Genomic DNA, 19,766 nt, shown 5'->3' with positions numbered 1-19,766 from the left:
CGTCCTGCCGGGTTGCCCACGGATTCAAGCCTGCGTTCGGCCAGCGTGGTTTAACGGGGCGCCTGAGATCAAAAGCAGATCAAGATCAAGATCAGGAGCGACTCGCTTCGCATCGTGGTTACCGGCTACAGCGGTGTGTAGCTATGGCCAGATGTGTAGAGTCGGCGAGGGGTCATGAGAAGAATTCAAGAATGCGCCGGCATGTTCAACCGCGCAGCACCAGTGCCATATCCGGGTATTGCGCGCACAGGAAGTCGACGAAGGCGCGCACTTTGGGTGCGGCCAGGCGCCTGGAGGTGTGCAATACCCAAAGCTGCGGCTCGATTCCGGCGACCGTGCCCCATTGCACCAGTTCGCCTCGGGCCAGGGAGGCTCCGGCGATGGACTGGGGAATTAGGGCCGCGCCACCACCGGCGATCGCCGCGTCGCGCACCATCAGTAGCGAAGAAAACTGCAGCCTGGGGATCGGTTCCAGAATCGACTCCCCGCCGTCCAGGTGCCAATGGGTCGGCGTGAAGCCCGCTGCGCACGTATCAGGACTTCGTGAGCGAGTCGGTCACCAAAACAATGGATTAATCCGCTGCCTGTGAGCGCGGTCGAGCCTCGCCATGGCTCGACCGCTCGGGGTATTGAATCAGGGATGAAACCTGCGCCCCAGCGCATCCAGGCGTACGGCGATCGGTGGCAGACGTTCGCTGCTGCGGGCCAGGGTTTCCACGTCGTCGGCGGTGTTTTGCGCGATGTGCTGCACCGATTGCAGACGTTCGACAATTTCCAGGTTAGCCGAGCTTTGTTCGCGGGTGGTGGTGACGATGCGGCCATTGAGTTGGTCGATATGCGCAATGTCTTCGCCCACTGCGCGCAGCATATCGACGGCCACCTGGCTGTCTTCCACGCAACGCTCCACACCCTGGCGGCTGTCGTGCATGGCTTCGACCGCCTGGCGGCTGCCTTGCTGCAAGCCTTCGATGATGGTCCTGATTTCCTGGGTGGAGAGGGCGGTGCGCTGGGCCAGGCTGCGCACCTCGTCGGCGACCACGGCAAAGCCACGGCCTTGCTCGCCGGCGCGGGCGGCTTCGATGGCGGCGTTGAGGGCGAGCAGGTTGGTCTGGTTGGCGATGCTGCTGATCACCTCCAGCACCGAGCCGATTTGCTCCGCCTGCACGGCCAGCGATTGCACGGTCGATTGCGTGCCATTGATGCGCGAGGCCAGTTGCGTGATTTCATGCTGGGCGCGACCCACGCTTTGCTGACCGCGCTCAATCTGCTGGCTGGCCTGGCCGGCGTGCTCCACGGCCTGTTCGACGTGCACGGTGATGTGACCCGTGGCGTCTTCCATGCGCTGCATCGAGCCGGTCATTTCATTGATTTGCGCCAGTTGATGCCGCGCGCCTTTTTCCAGAGTGCCGCTGGCCGTGGCCAGTTCCTGGCCAAGTTGGCCCAGGCCATGGGAATCGCGTGCGACGCCGTCGATCAGGTGAGTGAGCTGCTGCAGGAAGTGGTCGAAGCGCTTGGCCAGGGACACGCGCTCCTTGTCCTCACCCTTGGCCGTTTCTTCGCTGAACTGCGAGGTGACGGCGAGCATTTTTTCCAGCATTTCCTGGCTTTCGACCGCCTCGGCGTGGCTGTGCACGGCGAGGTAGAGCAGGGCGACGGATTCCATCACCACATAGAAGGCGTGGACGAAGATCATGGTCCAGCCGCCATGATGCTCCATCACAAACACCGGCCAGCCTTGGTGCTGCAGGGCGTGGAACACCAGGTGATGCATGGCGATGGTCAGTGCCGCCACCAGGATCGGCAGCCAGTCACGGTAGAACGTCAACACCGCGAGCAGCGCGAAGATACCAAAGTGCGCCTCGATCACACCGTGCGCCTGGTTGATGTGCAAGGCGGCCATCACCATCAGGCCGGCACCGAGTGCGCAGCGCATCACACGGGTGCCGCCGATGGCGCGATACAGCGCGGTCAGCACCACGCCGGTGCCGCCACCGACGATCAACGCCTGGGTAAAGGTGTCATGCCAGAACCCCAGCCCGAGGGAGAACAGGAACATCAGCCAGATCAGCGCCAGCATGATGCGGTCGGCCTTGCGGTAGTGCTCCAGAAAGCGTGTGCGGAGGGGCATTCACGTTTACTCCATGTGGGTTGGCCAGGAATCTAGCACGCGGCGTGCCACGCGCGCGGCCGGTAAAGAGCCGGGCGGGTGTGGCGTCAAGGTCCGACAATCGGTTATCGGCACGTCGCAGGGAGACTTTAAGAACGGCTGCCCGAGCGGGCAGCCGAGGTTGCAACGACGATCAGAAGCTGTACTTGGCCGTCAGCATCATGTTGCGCGGGCTGCCGTAGGAGTCGCCGCCATAGCTGACGGACTCGGAGATGGACTGGTAGTAGTGGCGGTCAAAGATATTGTTGGCGTTGAGTTGCAGATCCAGGTGCTGGTTGACGCGGTACCCGGCCATCAGGTCGGTGACGGCGTAGCCGCCTTGCTTGAGCCGATAGGTACTGCCGTCCGCCAACTGGATGTCGTTATACATGCGGCTCTGCCAGGACACGTTGCCGCCCACGCGAAGTTTTTCCAGCGGGCCCTGGAAGTTGTAGCGGGTGGTGACCTTGAACAGGTGTTCCGGGGTGTCGGTGTCGAACTGCTTGTTGACCTTCTGCGGGTTGGCGGCGTCCTTGATCGTGTGGGTACGCGCGTAGGTGTAGCCACCGCCGACCTGCCAGTTATCGGTCAAGGCGCCCTGCAATTCGAAGTCGATACCCTGGCTGCGGATCTCCCCCGAGGCTTGATAGCAGGACGCCTGCGGGCAGTCCGGCACAACGATCTGCACGGCACGGTTTTCCTGGTCGACACGGAACAGCGCCACGCTGGCATTCAGCGCGCCGCCCAGGTATTCGCCCTTGATGCCCACTTCATAGTTTTTGCCGACAATGGGCTTGAGCGGAGTGGCGCCGGTGCTCTTTTCTTTTTGCGGCGTGAAGATGTCGCTGTAGCTGGCATACACCGAGTGCTGGTCATTGAGCTCGTAGATCAGGCCTGCGTAGCGGGTGAGGTTGCGGGTGACCTTATAGTCGCCGTCACCATCGCGGTTGTCATAGTCGTACCAGTCCAGGCGCCCGCCGAGGATCAGCTTGAGCGGGTCGGCCAGGCTCAGGCGCGTGGTGACGTAGACACCGTCCTGGGTGGTGACGTCACGCTGGTTGTTGGTGCGGGTGAAGTTCGGCTTGCCGGCATTGATCGGCCAATTCAGATCGTACGGGCTGTAGTTGTGGGTGGTCATGTCGAAGATGCGCTTGCTGGCGCCCACCACCAGCTCATGGGTGCGCCCGAATGCCTGGAACGGGCCGCTGACAAAGGCGTCGAGCCCGGCCTGGTTTTCATCCATGGCGGCCTGGTACACCGTGCGGCCCAGGGTGTTCTCGACCCAGCGCGACTGGTAGGAGCCGGAGAACAGCGCATCTTGCTCGGCGTAATTGGCGTTGACCTGCAGTTTCCAGTCGTTGGCCAGCTGCTGGCGCAGTTCGACGAATACGGTGTTGATCTCCTGATCCTTGTTCTCCCAGTCGGTACCGGGATTATAGGAACGCGACAGGTCCAGGTGATGCCCATCCAGGCCGATCATCGACGAGCCCCAGAAGTAGTTGGTCTTGTCTTTCTGGTTGGAGTAGCCGAGGGTCAGGCTCGTGTCCTCGCTCAGGTCGGCTTCGGTCACGGCATAGAACAGACCGTGATCCTGCTCGGCCTTGTCGATGAAACTATTGGCGTCGCGGTAGGAGGTGACCACCCGGCCACGCCAGGTGCCGCTGTCATTGAGGGGGCTGGAGGCGTCGAGCTCGCCACGGTAGTTGTCCCAGCTGCCGGCAGCGCCGGTCAGGGTGACTTTCTGCTCGTCCAGGGGCCGCTTGCGAATCAGATTGATGGCCGCCGCTGGGTTGCCGGCGCCGGTCACCAGGCCGGTAGCGCCGCGTACTACCTCAACGCGATCGAACATCGCCAGGTTCGGCTGAGCGCCTACATTGACGCCGTTATAGCCACTGGGAATGCCGTCGTACATGAGGTTGTCGACGTTGAAACCGCGCGCGGTGTAGGCCTGCCGACCGGGGCCGTTGGAGTAGTTGAGGAACAATCCCGGAGTGGCATTGACCACGTCGTTGATGCTGGTCATCGCCTGGTCATCCATGCGCTGACGGGTAATCACGGTGACGGCCTGTGGGGTTTCGCGCAGGGTCAGCGGCAGCTTGGTCGCGGTGCTCATGGAGCCGGTGGTGTACGACTGGCTGCCCTCGGTGGTTTCGCCAAGCTGTTGGCCGGAAACCTCTGTGGCGCCCAGTTCTATGGTGGCGGGCTGAGTGGCGGCGCCGGCGGCGAAGGCCGCGTGAGAGGTGGTCAGACAGATAGCCACTGCTATCAAACTGGGTGAAAACCCTTTACCGCCGTGGTGTTGCACAGACATGAACGTAACTCTCCCCGAATGCCGTCCGTGGCGAACAATAAATCTGTTGATAATTATTCGCATCAGTGTGGCAGATCGGGTCCGTAGGAAAAAGCCCCAAGAATGAATCGGTTAACGAATTTTTCACACGCGGGGCAGTGGCGTTTTGCCGCCTCCCCGCTAGGTGAGGACGATTTCGTAAGGCTCACGCATGCGCTCCAGCAACACCTGGGCGAGCATCGGCGCCAGGCCGATGGCGGGGTCGCCCGTGAGCTGGCTGGCATAGGCATGCAAGGCGTGGAGTTTGTGCGCCACGCTCCAGGTGTCCAGGCACACCTTGCGCGCACGCTGCCACGGCATCACCGAGCCTTCGCGTGCGGGCCAGTGCCAGGCCCACATCGGCAGCTCATACAACCGCGCGCCGACCCGATTGCATGCGTCGGCGCTGGCACGGCCGACGGCTTCGTGATCATCGTTGCCATCATGGCGCCAAGTGGTGAACACCACGTCATCCGGCATCAGGTAACGGGCGATGAATTGGCTCATCTGTTGCTCGTGGCTGGCCAGGGCGTTGTCGCAAAACCCGCCACGAATCCATTTCAGGCTGTGCAGCGGCATGCCCAGGCGGCGCAGCGCTTCGGCGCTTTCCTGGGGACGAATCACACTCAGGCGCCCGGCCGACCAGACCCGGGAGCCGGGGTGGCTGGCGCTGCCATCGGTGACAGAGATCAGTTTCAACGGGTTTTTGCGGGTACTGAGCATTTGCAGCAGGCCCCCGCAGATCAGCACTTCATCGCCCGGGTGGGGCGCGATCACCACCACGCGGGCACTCGGCGGTACGAGGCCGGCCAAACTGATGAAGGGAATCTGCGCCAACTGTGGCGCGCTGTTCCAGATTTGCGCGGGGCCGCGACGGCCCTCGCTTAACGAGGCGGTTCTCATGGGGTGCTACATCCTTGTCGGTTGACGCTCTTGTGCTCACCCCAGGCTGCGCTGCGGTGAGTGCGCGGCGCTCCGATCCTGGAGCGCCGTGCGAGAAGGTATGAGCATAGACAACGACGAACGGGCGCAACGTCGTATTTTTACGAAACCTGCAGCAGGCCCTTCAAGTAATCACCGAAGCCACCCTGGGCGCGGCAATCCAGGCGTGCGCTGGTAATCACCTGGGGGGAATGGCTCCAGGCGATGGACGCGCCGCAGCGCTCCAGATTGCGCACCAATTGCACATCCTCATGGCAGGCCAGCGGTTGGAAGCCACCGGCCTGTAAGTAGGCGCTGGCGCTGATGCCCAGGTTGGCGCCATGGATATGCCGATGCCCGTCGCGGGCTTCGTAGGCCTGGTGATAGCGTATCTGCGCCGCCGCGTCGAAGCCTTCGCTCCAGGCGTCCACGGTCACGGTGCCGCAGACCGCGTCGCAGCCCAGCGCCAGTTGCGCCACCAGCCAGTCCGGGGCAACGCGGCTGTCGGCGTCGGTACAAGCGATCCAGCGCGCGCCCTGATTCAGCAGATGCCGCGCCCCCGCACCGCGGGCATGTCCGACATTACGGGCCTGCACCGGCAGGCTGTGCACCCCGTGCGCCTGGGCAATCGCCGCACTGGCATCGCTGCAACTGTCGAGCACGACCAGGATGTGCACCGCTTCACCCTGCAACCCCGGATGGCTGGCGGCGATTGACGCAGCGTTCAGACATTCGCCCAACAGCGCTTCTTCGTTATGCACCGGAATCAGGATGCCGATCATCGCAGGCCCTCAAGGCGTGCCACCGAGGCGCCATCCCGGCCCCACAGGTCAAGCAGGAAATCGTCTTCATGGTGGCGTACCACCGCGTGCAGCCCCAGTCGTTGCTCAAGCAGCGCATGCACCTGTTCGGCGGTTTGCGGGCAACCTTCGATGCGCGGGCGCCAATGGCAGGCCAGCAGTTGGCCGCCCTCCGCCAGGGCGGCGAGGCAGCGCTCGGCCAGGCGCTCAAGATCCGCGGCGTCCAGGTAGTAACAGAACTCACTCAATACGATGAGCTCGAATTGCCCCGACGGCCATTGTTCGGGCAGACAGCGCTGCTCTATCTGCACGTTGGAAAACCCCGCCAGCCGCTTGCTCGCCAGCGCCACCGCAGCGCTCGCCGTATCGCAGCACAGCAGGCGATCACAACGCGCGGCCAGCTCTGCGCTCAACTCGCCATTGGCGCAGGCGGGCTCGAACACCGAGGTGTAGCGCGCCCGGGTCAGGACGGCCAGGGTCAATGCGCGTTTGCGCTGTTCGTACCAGCGTTGACGAAACGCCCAGGGATCGTCGTTGCCTTCGAACATCCGGTCGAAATAAGGGGTCGTCACGCTCACACGAACACCACTTCAAAAGGTTGCAGCAAACGTTCCACCACATAGGGCGCCAATACCGGCGGCAGGCCGACTTGCGGGTCGCCCTCCAACTGGCTGGCGAAGGCGTGGATGGCATGGCGTTTGCGCGCCACCTGTTCGGGCGTCAAAGGAATCTTGCGCGCCCGGTCCCAAGGCACCATGCCATCTTCGGCAGTCGCCCAGTGCCAGGTCCACACCGGCAGTTCGTACAGGGTCGCGCCCACTGCCTGGGCGGCTTTCGCGCTGGCGCGGCCGACCGCCTCATGGTCGCAATGCCCGTCTTCACGCCAAGTGGCGAACACCACGTCGTCGGGCTTGAGGTAGCGCTGGATGAAGGCGGCCAGTTCTTCCTCGCGCTCGGCGACCTTGCTGTCGGTAAACCCGGCGCGCAGCCACTTCAAACTGTGCAGCGGCAAGCCCAGGCGGTGCAGGGCCTGGGCCGATTCCTGCGGGCGCACCACGCTCAGACGATGCACCGGCCACAGTTCGGAGCCCGGATGGCTGGCGCTGCCGTCGGTGACCGAGATCAACTGAATGGGCCGGTCCAGGGCAGCCAGGCCCTGCAGCAAACCGCCGCTGCCGAGCACTTCATCGTCCGGATGCGGGGCGATGATCACCGCGCGTCGCCCCTGCGGTACCAGCTGCTCGACGCTGACATGCGGCAGTTCAGCCAGGCGCGACGACGTTTGCCAATAATGCAGCGGCGTGCCCTGGCCAACAATCGGGTTGGGTTTCATAACTGCCACCTCCCTGACGGCTCGCCCGCCACCTGTTCGCCCAGGGCGGCCAGGTCGCGCTCGGCATGACTTTGACGCACATACACCGGCAAGTCCGCCATCAATTGGGCGAAGTGCGGGTCCTTGCAGTAAGGCCCGGCCCCCACGGCACGCCCGACATGATGGATCACCTGCTCGACAGTTTCCTCGACGCACGCGCGCACTTGTTGGGCCAGCAGCCGGGCGTCGGCGGTCGGTGCCCGGTCGACCTGCTCGGCGCTGGCGCGCAGCACGCAGGCCGCACTGTTGAGTGCGCTGTCCACCGCGCCCAGGTGGGCCAGGGCGTGGGGCTCGGGATGTTTGGCGCACTGCTCGCGCAGCACTTCGGCCAGGCGCTGCGCCGCGCCATACCAGCACGCCGCAATGCCGATACCGCCGTGCCAGAAGCCCGGGCGCGCCAGGTAGTCGCCGGGGCCGCCCACGGCGAGGCCACGTGCCTCGTTGAAGACGATCTCGACACTGCCTGTAGCCGCCATGCCCACCGCATTCCAGCCTTCATCGGTGACGGTGACGCCTGGCTGGTCCATCGCCACGGCAACCAACTGCTGACGATCTTGTTCATCCCACGCGGTCAACAACCCGTGCGAGACAACGGAGGCCCCGGAGCACCAGGCTTTACGCCCGTCGACGATCAGCCGCTGGCCGTCGCGCCGCACCCGCGCCCTGGCGCTCGGCGGCTCGGCGGCCCACATCCCCCAGGTGCTGCCCAACGGCGGCAGCGGGCTGTCGAGCTCGGCAATGATCGCCAGGGCGTCGGTGTGGCCTTCGAACAGTTTGCACAAGCGCAGGTCATGGCCGGCGACTTGCGCCAGCCCGCTGTAACGCTCCAGCGTCTGGCCGCTGCCGGGTAACGGCAGCTGGTCCAGGCCTTCTTCCTGAAGGTCCTTTAAGGCATTACCCAGGGCTTGCGTATTGGCATAGCCCCGGTAGCCGGAAAGGAATCCGTGCAACGCCATTTCACACCTCGTCGTCGTGATGCAGTTCAAACAGTAGCAGCGAGCGACCGGTGGCGGCGTACTCGTGCTCAAATTCAAAACGCTCCTGACCACGCACTGCCGGGTCATTGGTATCGAGCAAGCAATTCCAGTACTCGCCCTGGGGCACAGGTGGCAGACGGAAATTGACCATGTCGTGATGGGCATTGACCACCAGCAACAACGTCGCGTCGGCGCCGGCACGGCGAATCCCGGTTTCCTGGGCGCGGCCATCCATCAGCATGCCCAGGCAGCGACCGTGGCTGTCTTCCCACTGCTCGGTGGTCATTTCATTGCCATCCGGCGCCAGCCAGGTGACGTCTTTTACGCCGATATCTTCGTTGTAGTCACCGACCAGGAAGCGCCCACGGCGCAGGATCGGGTACGCCAGGCGCAGCTTGATCAGGCGCTTGACGAACTTGAGCAGCGCCTTGCCGTCGTCGTCCAGGTCCCAGTTGACCCAACCGATCTCGCTGTCCTGGCAGTAGGCGTTGTTGTTGCCATGCTGGGTGCGGGCGAACTCGTCCCCGGCCACAATCATCGGCGTACCTTGGGCCAGCAGCAGGGTGGCGAAGAAGTTGCGCATCTGGCGCAGGCGCAGCGCGTTGATTTCCGGGTCGTCGGTAGGGCCTTCGGCGCCGTGGTTCCACGACAGGTTGTTATTGCTGCCGTCCTGGTTGTTCTCGTCGTTGGCTTCGTTGTGCTTGTCGTTGTAGGACACCAGGTCATGCAGGGTGAACCCGTCATGGGCGGTGATGAAGTTCACCGAGCTGTAAGGCCTGCGCCCACGGTGGTTGAACATCTCGCCCGAGGCGGTCATGCGCCCGGCGAAGTCCGCCAACTGGCCGTCATCGCCTTTCCAGAAGGCGCGCACGGTGTCGCGGAAACGGTCGTTCCATTCCGCCCAGCCTGGCGGGAAGTTGCCCACTTGATAGCCGCCGGGGCCGCAGTCCCAGGGTTCGGCGATCAGTTTGAGCTGACGCAGGATAGGGTCCTGGCGACATGCCACGAGGAAGCTGTGACGTTCGTCAAAGCCGTCGCGATAGCGGCCGAGGATCGTGGCCAGGTCGAAGCGGAAACCATCGACGTGCATCTCGGTCGCCCAGTAGCGCAGGGAGTCGGTGACCATCTGCAGCACGCAGGGGTGACTCAGGTCCAGGGTGTTGCCCGTGCCGGAATCATTGATGTAGAAGCGCTTTTCGTCGGGCATCAGCCGGTAGTACGAAGCGTTGTCGATGCCGCGCATGGACAGGGTAGGGCCGCGCTCGTTGCCTTCGGCGGTGTGGTTGTAGACCACGTCGAGGATCACTTCGAGCTTCTGCTCATGCAGGTGCGCGACCATCTCCTTGAACTCGGCGATCTTGCCGCTGGCCAGGTAGCGCGGGTCGGGGGCAAAAAACGCAATGCTGTTGTAGCCCCAGTAGTTGGTCATGCCTTTTTCCAGCAGATGCTGGTCGTTGACGAAGGCATGCACGGGCAACAGCTCGACCGAAGACACCCCCAACTGGCGGATATGCTTGAGCACGTCATCTTCCATCAGCCCGGCGCAGGTGCCGCGCACGGATTCGCCGACCGAAGGATGGCGCATGCTGATGCCGCGCAGGTGGGTTTCATAGATGATCGTACGGTCCCATGGCACGCGCACCGGCTGGTCATTGCCCCAGGTGTGCGCCGGGTCGATGACCTTGCACTTGGGCACGAAGGGCGCGCTGTCGCGCTCGTCGAAGCTGAGGTCGTCGTCGGGGTGGCCGATGGTGTAGCCAAACAGCGCTTCGGACCATTTGAGTTCGCCCACCAGTTGCTTGGCATAGGGGTCGATCAGCAATTTGTTGTGGTTGAAGCGATGACCGTTTTCCGGGTCGTAAGGGCCATACACACGGTAGCCGTAAATCAGCCCGGGGTGGGCGTCGGGCAGGTAGCCGTGGAAGATCTCGTCGGTGTATTCGGGCAGCTCGATGCGTTCCAGTTCCACTTCACCGGCATCGTCGAACAGGCACAGCTCGACCTTGGTGGCGTTGGCGGAAAACAGCGCAAAGTTGACGCCCAGGCCGTCCCAGGTGGCGCCAAGCGGGAAGGGCAGGCCTTCACGAATCCGCGACGGCTCATGGTCCGGCGTGGTTGAGGCTTTATCGGGTTGGCTCATGGTGTTGCTCCTGCAAGGGTTCTTTTTTCGGGCCGAACGCGGCCGTACTGACAGTTATTCAGCGTATGACGTAGATAGATAAAGGCCCCCTGACGGCCATGCGCTCAGGGGGCGCGGCGATCGATAAGCTTAGGGTTTGGGCTTTTTCGGTGCTGCGGGCTTCTTTGGCGCAGGCTTGGCGGCGGCAGGCGCCGCAGGCTTGGCTTTGGGTGCAGGCTTGGGCGCGGTCTTGGGCTTGGCGGCCGGCTTGGGCTTGCTTGGCGTCAATGCCTCGGCTTCGGCCAGCTTGCGCGCCATTTCCCAGTGACGAGCATCTTCACCGTGGGGTTTGCCTTCGGACTCCCAGATCTGATGGGCCAGTTCGCGGATGCGTTTGTCTTCATTACTCATCACACACTCCTCAGAAAATGTTCAGCTTTCTTGAATATCGGCATTGATAAAGACATTGACCGGGAAATCCCCCAGGGCAGCGCTGATCAACAGCTCCTTGTCTGGTGTGACTGCGCTTGTTTGAAAAAGTCCCTTCCAGTTTTGTGTTGTGGCGGCGAACGGTAATTTCACCCGCGTATCGCCCCAAATCCGGGCAGGAATCAGGGGTTGCAGCGCATTTTCGAGCAGGCGCCGGGGCCAGCGTGGCACCACCACCAACACGTGTCTGCCCTGCAGTTCTCGGCAAAACGCAACGACATGATCGGCCTGTGGGCCAACCACCTCCAGGGCGGTGTAGGCGCCGTCGCTGAACAGCTCGACGTTGGCCTTGCGCAAGGCCAGTACCTGCGCGATCACCGCTTGCTTGATACGCCCGTCGCGCCAGCTGGACAGCAGTTCACCGATGTCCGCCGGGTTATCCAGTGCGCGTTGCCGCGTCTGGAAGTCCACCGGACGTCGGTTGTCCGGGTCGACCAGACTGAAGTCCCAGAACTCATCGCCCTGGTACACGTCCGGTACACCGGGCACGCTCAGATGAAGCAAAGTCTGCGCCAGCCCATTCAAGGCGCCGGCGGGGGCGATGGCCTGGGCGGCGGCGGCAAGTGCGTCACGCAAGGGCTTGCCGGTTTCACTGAGCAATACACCTTGCAGGAACGTCTCGACGCCGCGCTCGTACGCTTCGTTCGGCGCGCTCCAGCTGCTTTGCAGCTTGGCTTCGCGCAGCGCTTTCTGTTGCCACTGCCAGAGGCGTTGTTGATACGCCTCAAGGTCGGGGTTCGGCTCCAGCGGCCAACTGCCGAGCAGCACTTGATAAAGGATCAGTTCGTCGCCCGCCGAGGGGCTGTCGGCCGTCTCGCGCAACGGCGCGGCCAGGCTGCGCCAGTGATCAACTTGCTCGGCATACCAGGGCGCGCATTCACTCAGCACCGCCAGGCGCGCGCGGGTATCTTCGCCACGTTTATGGTCGTGGGTGGCGGTGGCCAGCAAGTTATGCGGGAACGTCTTCAAGCGCTGCTGGTTCGCCCCATGAAAATCGGCCAACGGCGCGCTGAACTGCTCGGTGCTGAAACCCACGTCGTTACGCGACAGCAACACGGCCGAACGATAGAACGCCGTGTCTTCCACAGCCTTGGCTGCGGCAGGCGAGGTCAATTGCTGGAAGCGCACACAGGCATGCTTGAGCATCTTGCGCTCGCGGCCCAGCGGGCGATTGCGCCACGGTTGACCACCCAGCCATTTCTCCAGGTGATCGAGCACCGGCCAGTCGCCTTCTTTCAGGGTACTGCGCGCGCCCTCCATGGCCTGTTGGAAGACCTTGTCGTCGGCTGCGCTGCGCCCGCGAGCACTGATATAGGTGCGGTACACCGGAAAATGCACGATCAGTTCCTGCAACGCCCGGCGGATCGCGCCCAGGGTCAGGTCGCGGGTCATCACGTCGTCGCGGGCCACTTGCAGCAGCGCCTGGGCGACGCTTTCGAAGTCGCCGCCCAACGAACCGTTGAGGATTTGCTGGCGGGCCAGCCGCGCCTCTTCGATAAACGCCGACGGCCGTTCGCTGTGGCGCGACCACAACTCGGCCAGCGGCGCGAAGCCGTCCGGGTGATGCTGCATCAATGACAGTTGGTTCATGAATTCGTAGCCGGTGGTGCCGTCCACTTGCCAGTCTTCGCGCAGGGTTTCGCCTTCACCGAGGATTTTCTCCACGAAGATCGGCAAATGCCGCTGCGGCGACAATGCATCCACCCGGCGCCGCAGCTTGCGGCAATAACCCCGTGGATCGGCCAGGCCGTCGATATGGTCGATGCGCAGGCCATCGATCAGGCCTGCGCTGATCAACTCGAAAATCTTGCCGTGGGTGGCTTCGAACACTGCCGTGCGCTCCACGCGCAGGCCGCCCAGTTCGTTGACGTCGAAGAAGCGCCGCCAATTGATGTCGTCCGCCGCCGTGCGCCAGCTGGCGAGGCGGTAGGTCTGTTCTTCCAGCAGCCGGTGCAGGCGCGCGAAACCCTCAGGCGTGCGCCCGTCGAACGCGGCGAGGCGCTGTTCGATGGCGGGCAATACCTCGCTGGCCCGCTCGGCCAGTGCCTGTTTCAGCCAGCCGGCTTCGGCGTAGGCGTCGTCCTGGTACGCCAGCGCGGCAAAGCGTTCGGCCAGCGGCTTGAGCGGTTCGTCGTTGCCCAGGATCAGCGCGTAGTCCCGCGGACAGATCGGGAAGCGATGTTCGTAGTGCTCAACGTAAAAGGCCCCGTGCGCCGCCTCGAATTTCAGCACCAGGCTGCCGCTTTGCAACGCTTCGCCGTAATCGCTGCCAAGGAACGGCATCAGCAGTTGGCCCTTGAGCAGAGGGTCGGGTGAGTGCCACTGAATATCGAAAAATTCGCTGTAGGGGCTCAAACGTCCCCATTCCAGCAGGTCGAGCCACCAGGGGTTGTCGGCGCCGCCCACGGCCATATGGTTGGAAACGATGTCGAGGATCAAGCCCATGTCGTGTTCGCGCAACGCAGCGACCAGGCGCTGCAGCGCGGCCTCACCGCCCAGTTCCGGGTTGACACACGCAGGGTCGACCACGTCATAGCCATGCATCGAACCGGCCCGCGCCTTGAGAAGGGGCGAGGCATACAGGTGACTGATGCCCAGTCGGGCGAAATACGGCACCAACGGCACCGCATCATCCAGGGTGAAGCCTTTATGAAATTGCAGGCGCTGAGTGGCGCGCAGGGGCAGTGCTTTCATCGGTCACGCTCATAGGCTTGGTTACGCGCAACGGCCAGCAGCTCGAGGCGGCGCGCGGCGCCGGCATTGTCGAGCAGGCTGGACGCTTCGCCGGGCAGGCGGCGGCGCCAATTGGGGTGGGTGTCGGTGGTGCCGGGCAGGTTGGGTTGTTCTTCCATGCCCAGCGCATCCTCCAGGGGCAGCAGCACCAGCGGCGCACGGGTGTGGGCGAGGTAGCGCACACTGGCATCGATCATATGGTCGGTGTCGTTGCGGATCTCATCGACGAAGTTCTGCGGGTCCTGGCTCAGGGCCTGGCGCAGTGCCTGGCGTTCGCGCAGGCGGTGTTCGCTCCATTGATCCACGGTCGGCGCGTCGATGAGGCCCAGCTCGATATTCCATTCGATGTCGCGGCTGTGCCACCAGCCGTTGAGCGTCGGCAAGTCGTGAGTGCTGGTGGTGGCCAGGGCGTTGTCGGGCCAGTCGAGGATGGGCCTGAACTGCCCATCATGGTTTTGCTCGAACAGCAACACGCGCATGCCGAGGATCGAGCGGCTGCTGAGTTTTTCGCGCAGGCCGTCGGGCACGGTGCCGAGGTCCTCACCGAGGACAATGGCCTGGTGACGATGGGATTCGAGGGCCAGCAGCCGCAGCATGTCGTCCACCGGGTAGTACAGGTAGGCGCCTTCGCGCGGTGAAGCCCCGTTCGGGATGACCCACAGGCGTTGCAGGCCCATCACATGGTCGATGCGCAGGCCGCCCGCGTGGGCGAAATTAGCCCGCAGCATTTCAATAAAGGCACGGAAACCGTGACTCTTGAGCCCCTCCGGCGAGAACGCGGAAATGCCCCAGCCCTGGCCTGCACGGTTGAGAATGTCCGGTGGCGCGCCGACGGTGAGGTCGGCGAGCAATTCGTCCTGGCGACTCCACGCCTGGCTGCCACCGCCGTCCGCTCCCACCGCCAGGTCGGCGATCAGGCCGATGCCCATGCCGCTGCCGCGCGCGGCCTGTTGCGCGCGCTGCAAACTGCGCGCGATCAGCCACTGGGTAAACGCGAAATAGCCGATTTCATCACGGTGCTCCTCGGCAAACTGCGCCAGGGCCGGGCTTTGCGGCGTGCGCCAGTCCTGCGGCCAGTGACGCCAGTCGAGGTCTTCCCCGGCGGCGGCGCGCAATGCCTGCACCGCTTCGAAACGGCAGTGGTTTTCCAGGGCTTCGCCGCCGGCCTGGCGGAAACTCTGGAAATCGGCATGCTGCGGATGATGGCCGTGGCGGAAATCGTCATACAGGGCGCGCAACAGGCGCTGCTTGGCCTTGGCGGCGGCAGGCCAGTCGATCAGGGTCAGCTGTTCCAGATCGTGCAGCTCATCGGCCAGGCCCGTGGCCTCGATGGCATTGCGCACTTCGCGTTCGCCCAGGATGCACCCGGGCGAGGCATACAGGCTGTTGAGAAACAGCCGGCTGGAAGGCGAGTAGGGACTGTAGCGCTCGGTGTCGGCGCTGAACATGGCGTGCATCGGGCTGATCGCCAGGGCGTCGGCCCCGCGTTCGGCGGCCGAGCGCGCCAGGTGCTCAAGGGCCAGGGTGTCGCCGAAACCGCCGTCGCCAAGGCGGCGCAACGAGTAGAGCTGCGCGCTGAGGCCCCAGGCGCGGGCGGGATCGTTTTGCACCGCTTCGGCCACGCTGTAGCACTGCGCGGGGGCGACCGCGAGGGTAAAGGTCTGGCCGTCGATATGCGCCTGATGGTAGCCAAGGGCGACCACGCCGGGCAGCACGGCATCACTATCAAGACGCAGCTCCAGGCTTTCGCCATTTTCCAACTGCACGCGGCACGGCGTGTCCGGTGCAAAGAAACGTGCGAGGTCCAGGCCTTCTCCGCTGTCGACGGTGATCAGCGGGGGCAGATGCTTATCCTGCTGTACCTGTTCCAACGCCTGCAGGCTGGCCTCGATGTCGGCCTCGGTATCGGCCGGGTGACCCAGCCCCTTAAGCACCGCGCGCAGGGCGTCGGGTTTCACATGTTGCGGGCGACCGTTGGCATCGATCCAATCGACGGCCAGGCCCGCGCGGCTGGCGAGTATTTCCAGGTTCGCATCGCTCAAGACTGTTCTCCAGCAGGGAATAAGGACACGCGTGCACTGAAGGGCGGCAACTGCGCCGCCGCAGACTCGGCAGGCGTTTGAAAAATCACATGGGACGCAGCCTGCTGATCGACGGGCTCGCTGCTCAGGTTCAGGTCGATTTGCAACACGCTGCCATTGCCCAGGCGCCAGCGCGCGCTGACGGCGCTGTCAGCCAGCACCTGCGCGCCGAGGGCCACGCTGCCAGGCAGATGAGGCACCACGTGTCGATGGCGCAGACTCAGCAAGTGGCGATAGAGCTGGGCATGCTCGTTTTCCGCCAGGGTTGGCCTGGATTGCAGGAAGGTCGTCAAGGCGTTGGGATCGGGGATACGTTCGCGCTGCTCGGGGTCATGAAACGCGGCGAAATCGGCGAACTCGTTGCGTCGGCCTTCACGCACGGCCTCCGCCAGCTCGCCATGATGGTCGGTGAAGAACAGGAAAGGCTCGGCAGCATTGACTTCATCGCCCATGAACATCAGCGGGATCATCGGCGACAGCAGCAACAAAGCGGTCGCCGCCTTCAATGCTTGCGGCGGGCACAACTGGTGCAGGCGTTCGCCCAGGGCCCGATTGCCGATCTGGTCGTGGTTCTGCAGAAACGCCACGAACGCCGTGGGAGGCAGCTCGCCGCTGGGTTCGCCGCGTGCATGGCCGTGGCGGGTGGTCTGGCCTTGATAGATAAAGCCTTCGCCCAGGCACCGCGCCAGTTTGGCCGTGGGCTGCTCGGCGAAGTCGCTGTAGTAGGCGTCGGTTTCGCCGGTGAGCAATACGTGCAGCACGTTATGGAAGTCGTCGTTCCATTGTGCGTTGAAATCATGTTTGAGCAGGCCGGCCTGGTTGAGCTCGTTTTCCAGCATCAGCCACACATGGCGCCCGCTATCGACCTGCTGGCGCACGCGCTGCGCCAACTCCTGGAGAAAGCCGGGGTTGTCGATGGCGTGCACGGCGTCCAGGCGCAGGCCGTCGAAGCGGTATTCCAGCAGCCACATCAGGGCGTTATCGAGGAAGAAATCCCGCACTTCGCGGCGTTCGAAATCGATCCCCGCGCCCCACGGTGTGTGCACGTCTTCCTGGAAGAAGCCTTTGGCGTATTGGCCCAGGTAGTTGCCATCGGGACCGAAGTGGTTGTAGACCACGTCAAGGATCACCGCCAGGCCGTGCTCGTGGGCGCTGTCGATCAGGTGCTTGAGTTGTTCGGGGGAGCCGTAGGTGGCGTGCGGTGCGTAGGGCAGTACCCCGTCGTAACCCCAGTTGCGTTCACCGGGAAATTGCGCGAGGGGCATCAGTTCGATGGCGGTCACGCCCAGCTCGGCCAGGCGCGGCAGGTGTTTCTCCACTTCGGCGTAACCGCCCATCGCGCCGACATGCAGTTCGTAGATGACCGCCTCGTGCCACGGGCGGCCTTGCCACTCGCTGTGCCGCCATTGGTAGGCGAGCGGGTCGACCACGCGGCTCCAACCGTGCACGTCCAGGGCCTGGGCCCTGGAGGCGGGGTCCGGAACATCCCGTTCCCCGTCGATATTGAAGCGATAAAGCGTGCCGGCAGGGCAGGCTGTCTCGACTTCAAACCAGCCATCTGCCTGGGGCAGCATGGCGATGGATTTCCCTTCCTGCAATTCAACGCTGACATAAAACGCGTCTGGCGCCCACAAGGCGAAACGCGTGTGTTGCGCGTCCAGCATCAGTGCGCCGTGGGGCCAGGTTTCCAAAGTCCGTAACGGCATCTATGAAGACCTCTCTTGATTATTTAGTCGATTTCCCCAGTGCTTTAACCACCAGTTGTTCGTACAGCTCGGCGTAGGGTTCCACCGCCTGCGACCAGTTGAACGGTTGGGTCATGGCGCGGCTGCGCATGGCGTTGAGCAGGCCGGGGAAGGAGAACACTTTGAATGCGCGCTCCAGGGCAGCCTTGTAGCTGTCGACGGTGGATTCGTTGAACAGAAAACCGGTCACGCCGTCTTCAATGGTGTCGGCCAGGCCACCGGTATTGCGCGCCACCGGCAACGAGCCGAAACGCTGCGCATACATCTGGCTCAGGCCGCAGGGCTCATACCGCGAAGGCATCAGCAGGAAGTCGCTGCCGGCGAACATGCGGCGGGCGTCGGTTTCGTTGAAGCCGATGCGCACGCCGACCTGGCCCGGGAAGCGCAGCGCCAGTTCGCGCATGGCTTGTTCTTCTTCCGGCTCGCCGCGCCCGATGATCGCGATCTGGCCACCGTTTTCGACGATGAAGCTGGCGACTGCTTCGGTCAGGTCCAGGCCTTTCTGGTAGACCAGGCGCGAGACCACGGCAAACAACGGGCCGGTGGAATCGTGCAGGCCGAACAGTTCGCGCACGTGGGCAGCGTTGATGGCCTTGCCTTCCCAGTCGCCGATATTGAAGTTGTGGGTCAGGTGGGTGTCGGTGGAGGTTTCCCAGCTTTCGTCGATCCCGTTGGGAATCCCGCTGAGCAGGCCCTGCTGGGTCTTGCTGGCGAGGAAGCCGTCCAGGCCGCAGCCGAATTCCGGCGTGGTGATTTCCTGGGCGTAGGTGGCGCTGACCGTGGTGATATGGCTGGAATACGCCATGCCGGCCTTGAGAAACGACATCTTGCCGTAGAACTCCATGCCTTCCTGTTGCAGGGCATGGGGCGGAATGCCCAGTTCGGGGGTGCAACCCAGGCTCACCACGCCCTGATAGGCGAGGTTATGAATGGTGAACAGGGTCGGCGTGCGTGAACCACGCCAGTGCATATAGGCCGGGGCCAGGCCGGCGGGCCAGTCGTGGGCGTGCACCAGGTCCGGGCACCAGTGGATCTGTGCCAGGTTGGCGGCCATGTCGGCGGCGGCCAGGCCCAGGCGGGCGAAGCGAATGTGATTGTCCGGCCAGTCGCGGCCATTGTTGGCGCCGTAGGGTGTGCCTTCGCGCTCATACAGCTCGGGGCAGATCAGCACGTAGATGACCAGGCCATCCTTGAGGTCCATGCGCCCGATCTTGCACGGCGGCAGCGCGGCGTGGCCACCCAGCTCGCCGATGATATGAATAGGGTTGTCGCTTTCCATCACTTGCGGGTAACCGGGGATCAGCACACGCACATCGTGCAAGTGAGCCATGGCGCGGGGCAGGGCCGCCGACACATCGCCCAGGCCGCCGGTTTTCACCAGGTCGGCAAACTCGGACGTGACAAACAGCACCTTCTTTCGGTTGGGGTTATGACTGGACACCGGCCGCACCGTGTTGAGGTCGACGACCAAAGAGCTCGACCCGCCAACTGGCTGACTAACACGCTCTCCCTGAATACTTGCTGCGGCACTGATCATAGTTCTCTCCAACGTGTTGGTTAGCTAATGGCCCGCTGCCATTAGCTCGATGACCGCTTCCTGCGGCCAAGCGCACAAGCGCACGACAATCTGGCAAGGCGTATGCCAGTTGCACAATTAACTGAAAAGATTGGATGGACGGGCATGTAGCGTGAATCGCGGAGTGCTCGCCTTGCCTTAAAACTTGACCAAGGGCCGAGTTGAAAAGTTTAGTTTTTTTGCGGGGTTTTTGTTTTGGAAGGGACCCATCGGTCATGAGTCTAGGCCAGATCCCAGCGTCTGCCGGGTTTAGAGGGGATTTTTGTAGGACAAAAAACTTTTAACCTTATGCCGGGGGGAGCCGGCCGGCATTTTGTGTTGGTCCCGATCCAAATGTGGGAGGGGGCTTGCCCCCGATGGCGGCCTCTGGGCTGGCCGGGATGCTGGATTGGACCGAGTACATATCCGTTTCTGCGGTAACGGCTGCTAATGGTTCCGCTTTTACAGCGGCTCACTTTTGAAAAGCGCAAAAGTAAGC

General features: G+C 63.4%; 13 protein-coding genes and 1 pseudogene. All 14 read right to left on the bottom strand.

The features are described from left to right. Window positions 1–205: 205 nt before the first annotated feature. A pseudogene (locus BFQ00_RS09725) lies at window positions 206–517 on the bottom strand (LysR substrate-binding domain-containing protein); the annotation flags it as partial. Window positions 518–634: 117 nt separating this feature from the next. Next, complete coding sequence (locus BFQ00_RS09720; protein WP_065933339.1) at window positions 635–2,128, bottom strand: methyl-accepting chemotaxis protein; 1,494 nt, start codon at window positions 2,126–2,128, stop codon at window positions 635–637. Window positions 2,129–2,300: 172 nt separating this feature from the next. Beyond that, window positions 2,301–4,457 carry a TonB-dependent siderophore receptor gene (locus BFQ00_RS09715; protein ID WP_065933338.1) on the bottom strand — a complete coding sequence of 719 codons (2,157 nt, stop codon included), beginning with the start codon at window positions 4,455–4,457 and terminating at the stop codon, window positions 2,301–2,303. Between the two features lie 159 nt (window positions 4,458–4,616). Beyond that, window positions 4,617–5,378, bottom strand: a complete 762-nt coding sequence (locus tag BFQ00_RS09710; protein ID WP_065933337.1) for a PIG-L deacetylase family protein — start codon at window positions 5,376–5,378, stop codon at window positions 4,617–4,619. A 140-nt stretch (window positions 5,379–5,518) separates the two neighbouring features. Further along, a complete protein-coding gene (locus BFQ00_RS09705) occupies window positions 5,519–6,178 on the bottom strand; it encodes a glycosyltransferase (protein WP_065933336.1) in 660 nt (219 codons plus the stop codon). After that, window positions 6,175–6,774, bottom strand: coding sequence for an SAM-dependent methyltransferase (locus tag BFQ00_RS09700; RefSeq protein WP_065886667.1), 600 nt, complete (start codon window positions 6,772–6,774; stop codon window positions 6,175–6,177). The genes BFQ00_RS09705 and BFQ00_RS09700 overlap by 4 nt, the downstream gene beginning before the upstream one ends. Continuing rightward, window positions 6,771–7,529 (bottom strand): PIG-L deacetylase family protein, encoded by a 759-nt coding sequence (locus BFQ00_RS09695; protein WP_065933335.1) that lies wholly within the window; start codon window positions 7,527–7,529, stop codon window positions 6,771–6,773. The genes BFQ00_RS09700 and BFQ00_RS09695 overlap by 4 nt, the downstream gene beginning before the upstream one ends. After that, window positions 7,526–8,524, bottom strand: a complete 999-nt coding sequence (locus BFQ00_RS09690) for an acyl-CoA dehydrogenase family protein (RefSeq protein ID WP_065933334.1) — start codon at window positions 8,522–8,524, stop codon at window positions 7,526–7,528. Before BFQ00_RS09690 ends, BFQ00_RS09695 begins: the two co-directional genes overlap by 4 nt. Before the next feature lies 1 nt (window position 8,525). Then, window positions 8,526–10,685 (bottom strand): glycogen debranching protein GlgX, encoded by a 2,160-nt coding sequence (gene glgX / locus BFQ00_RS09685; protein WP_065893245.1) that lies wholly within the window; start codon window positions 10,683–10,685, stop codon window positions 8,526–8,528. Window positions 10,686–10,814: 129 nt separating this feature from the next. Next, window positions 10,815–11,075, bottom strand: a complete 261-nt coding sequence (locus tag BFQ00_RS09680) for a DUF2934 domain-containing protein (protein ID WP_065885546.1) — start codon at window positions 11,073–11,075, stop codon at window positions 10,815–10,817. Between the two features lie 21 nt (window positions 11,076–11,096). After that, window positions 11,097–13,847, bottom strand: a complete 2,751-nt coding sequence (locus BFQ00_RS09675) for a malto-oligosyltrehalose synthase (RefSeq protein ID WP_065933333.1) — start codon at window positions 13,845–13,847, stop codon at window positions 11,097–11,099. Continuing rightward, on the bottom strand, window positions 13,844–15,928 hold the full coding sequence (malQ, locus tag BFQ00_RS09670) for a 4-alpha-glucanotransferase (RefSeq protein ID WP_065933332.1): 2,085 nt from the start codon (window positions 15,926–15,928) through the stop codon (window positions 13,844–13,846). The genes BFQ00_RS09675 and malQ overlap by 4 nt, the downstream gene beginning before the upstream one ends. Continuing rightward, window positions 15,925–17,673, bottom strand: coding sequence for a malto-oligosyltrehalose trehalohydrolase (gene treZ / locus BFQ00_RS09665; protein WP_065933331.1), 1,749 nt, complete (start codon window positions 17,671–17,673; stop codon window positions 15,925–15,927). The genes malQ and treZ overlap by 4 nt, the downstream gene beginning before the upstream one ends. Before the next feature lie 19 nt (window positions 17,674–17,692). Beyond that, a complete protein-coding gene (gene glgA / locus BFQ00_RS09660) occupies window positions 17,693–19,249 on the bottom strand; it encodes a glycogen synthase GlgA (RefSeq protein WP_065933330.1) in 1,557 nt (518 codons plus the stop codon). Between the last annotated feature and the right edge of the window lie 517 nt (window positions 19,250–19,766).

It is taken from the genome of Pseudomonas sp. 28 E 9 (assembly GCF_900004785.1).
In the GTDB taxonomy this organism is placed as follows: domain Bacteria; phylum Pseudomonadota; class Gammaproteobacteria; order Pseudomonadales; family Pseudomonadaceae; genus Aquipseudomonas; species Aquipseudomonas orientalis_A.
This window is presented reverse-complemented; position numbering and strand designations above follow the sequence as displayed.

Bases quoted from the DNA above. Each gene is read 5' to 3' on its own strand.
- BFQ00_RS09720 (WP_065933339.1), bottom strand. From the start codon at position 2,128: ATGCCCCTCCGCACACGCTTTCTGGAGCACTACCGCAAGGCCGACCGC.
- BFQ00_RS09715 (WP_065933338.1), bottom strand. From the start codon at position 4,457: ATGTCTGTGCAACACCACGGCGGTAAAGGGTTTTCACCCAGTTTGATA.
- BFQ00_RS09710 (WP_065933337.1), bottom strand. From the start codon at position 5,378: ATGAGAACCGCCTCGTTAAGCGAGGGCCGTCGCGGCCCCGCGCAAATC.
- BFQ00_RS09705 (WP_065933336.1), bottom strand. From the start codon at position 6,178: ATGATCGGCATCCTGATTCCGGTGCATAACGAAGAAGCGCTGTTGGGC.
- BFQ00_RS09695 (WP_065933335.1), bottom strand. From the start codon at position 7,529: ATGAAACCCAACCCGATTGTTGGCCAGGGCACGCCGCTGCATTATTGG.
- BFQ00_RS09690 (WP_065933334.1), bottom strand. From the start codon at position 8,524: ATGGCGTTGCACGGATTCCTTTCCGGCTACCGGGGCTATGCCAATACG.
- glgX (WP_065893245.1), bottom strand. From the start codon at position 10,685: ATGAGCCAACCCGATAAAGCCTCAACCACGCCGGACCATGAGCCGTCG.
- BFQ00_RS09680 (WP_065885546.1), bottom strand. From the start codon at position 11,075: ATGAGTAATGAAGACAAACGCATCCGCGAACTGGCCCATCAGATCTGG.
- BFQ00_RS09675 (WP_065933333.1), bottom strand. From the start codon at position 13,847: ATGAAAGCACTGCCCCTGCGCGCCACTCAGCGCCTGCAATTTCATAAA.
- treZ (WP_065933331.1), bottom strand. From the start codon at position 17,673: ATGCCGTTACGGACTTTGGAAACCTGGCCCCACGGCGCACTGATGCTG.
- glgA (WP_065933330.1), bottom strand. From the start codon at position 19,249: ATGATCAGTGCCGCAGCAAGTATTCAGGGAGAGCGTGTTAGTCAGCCA.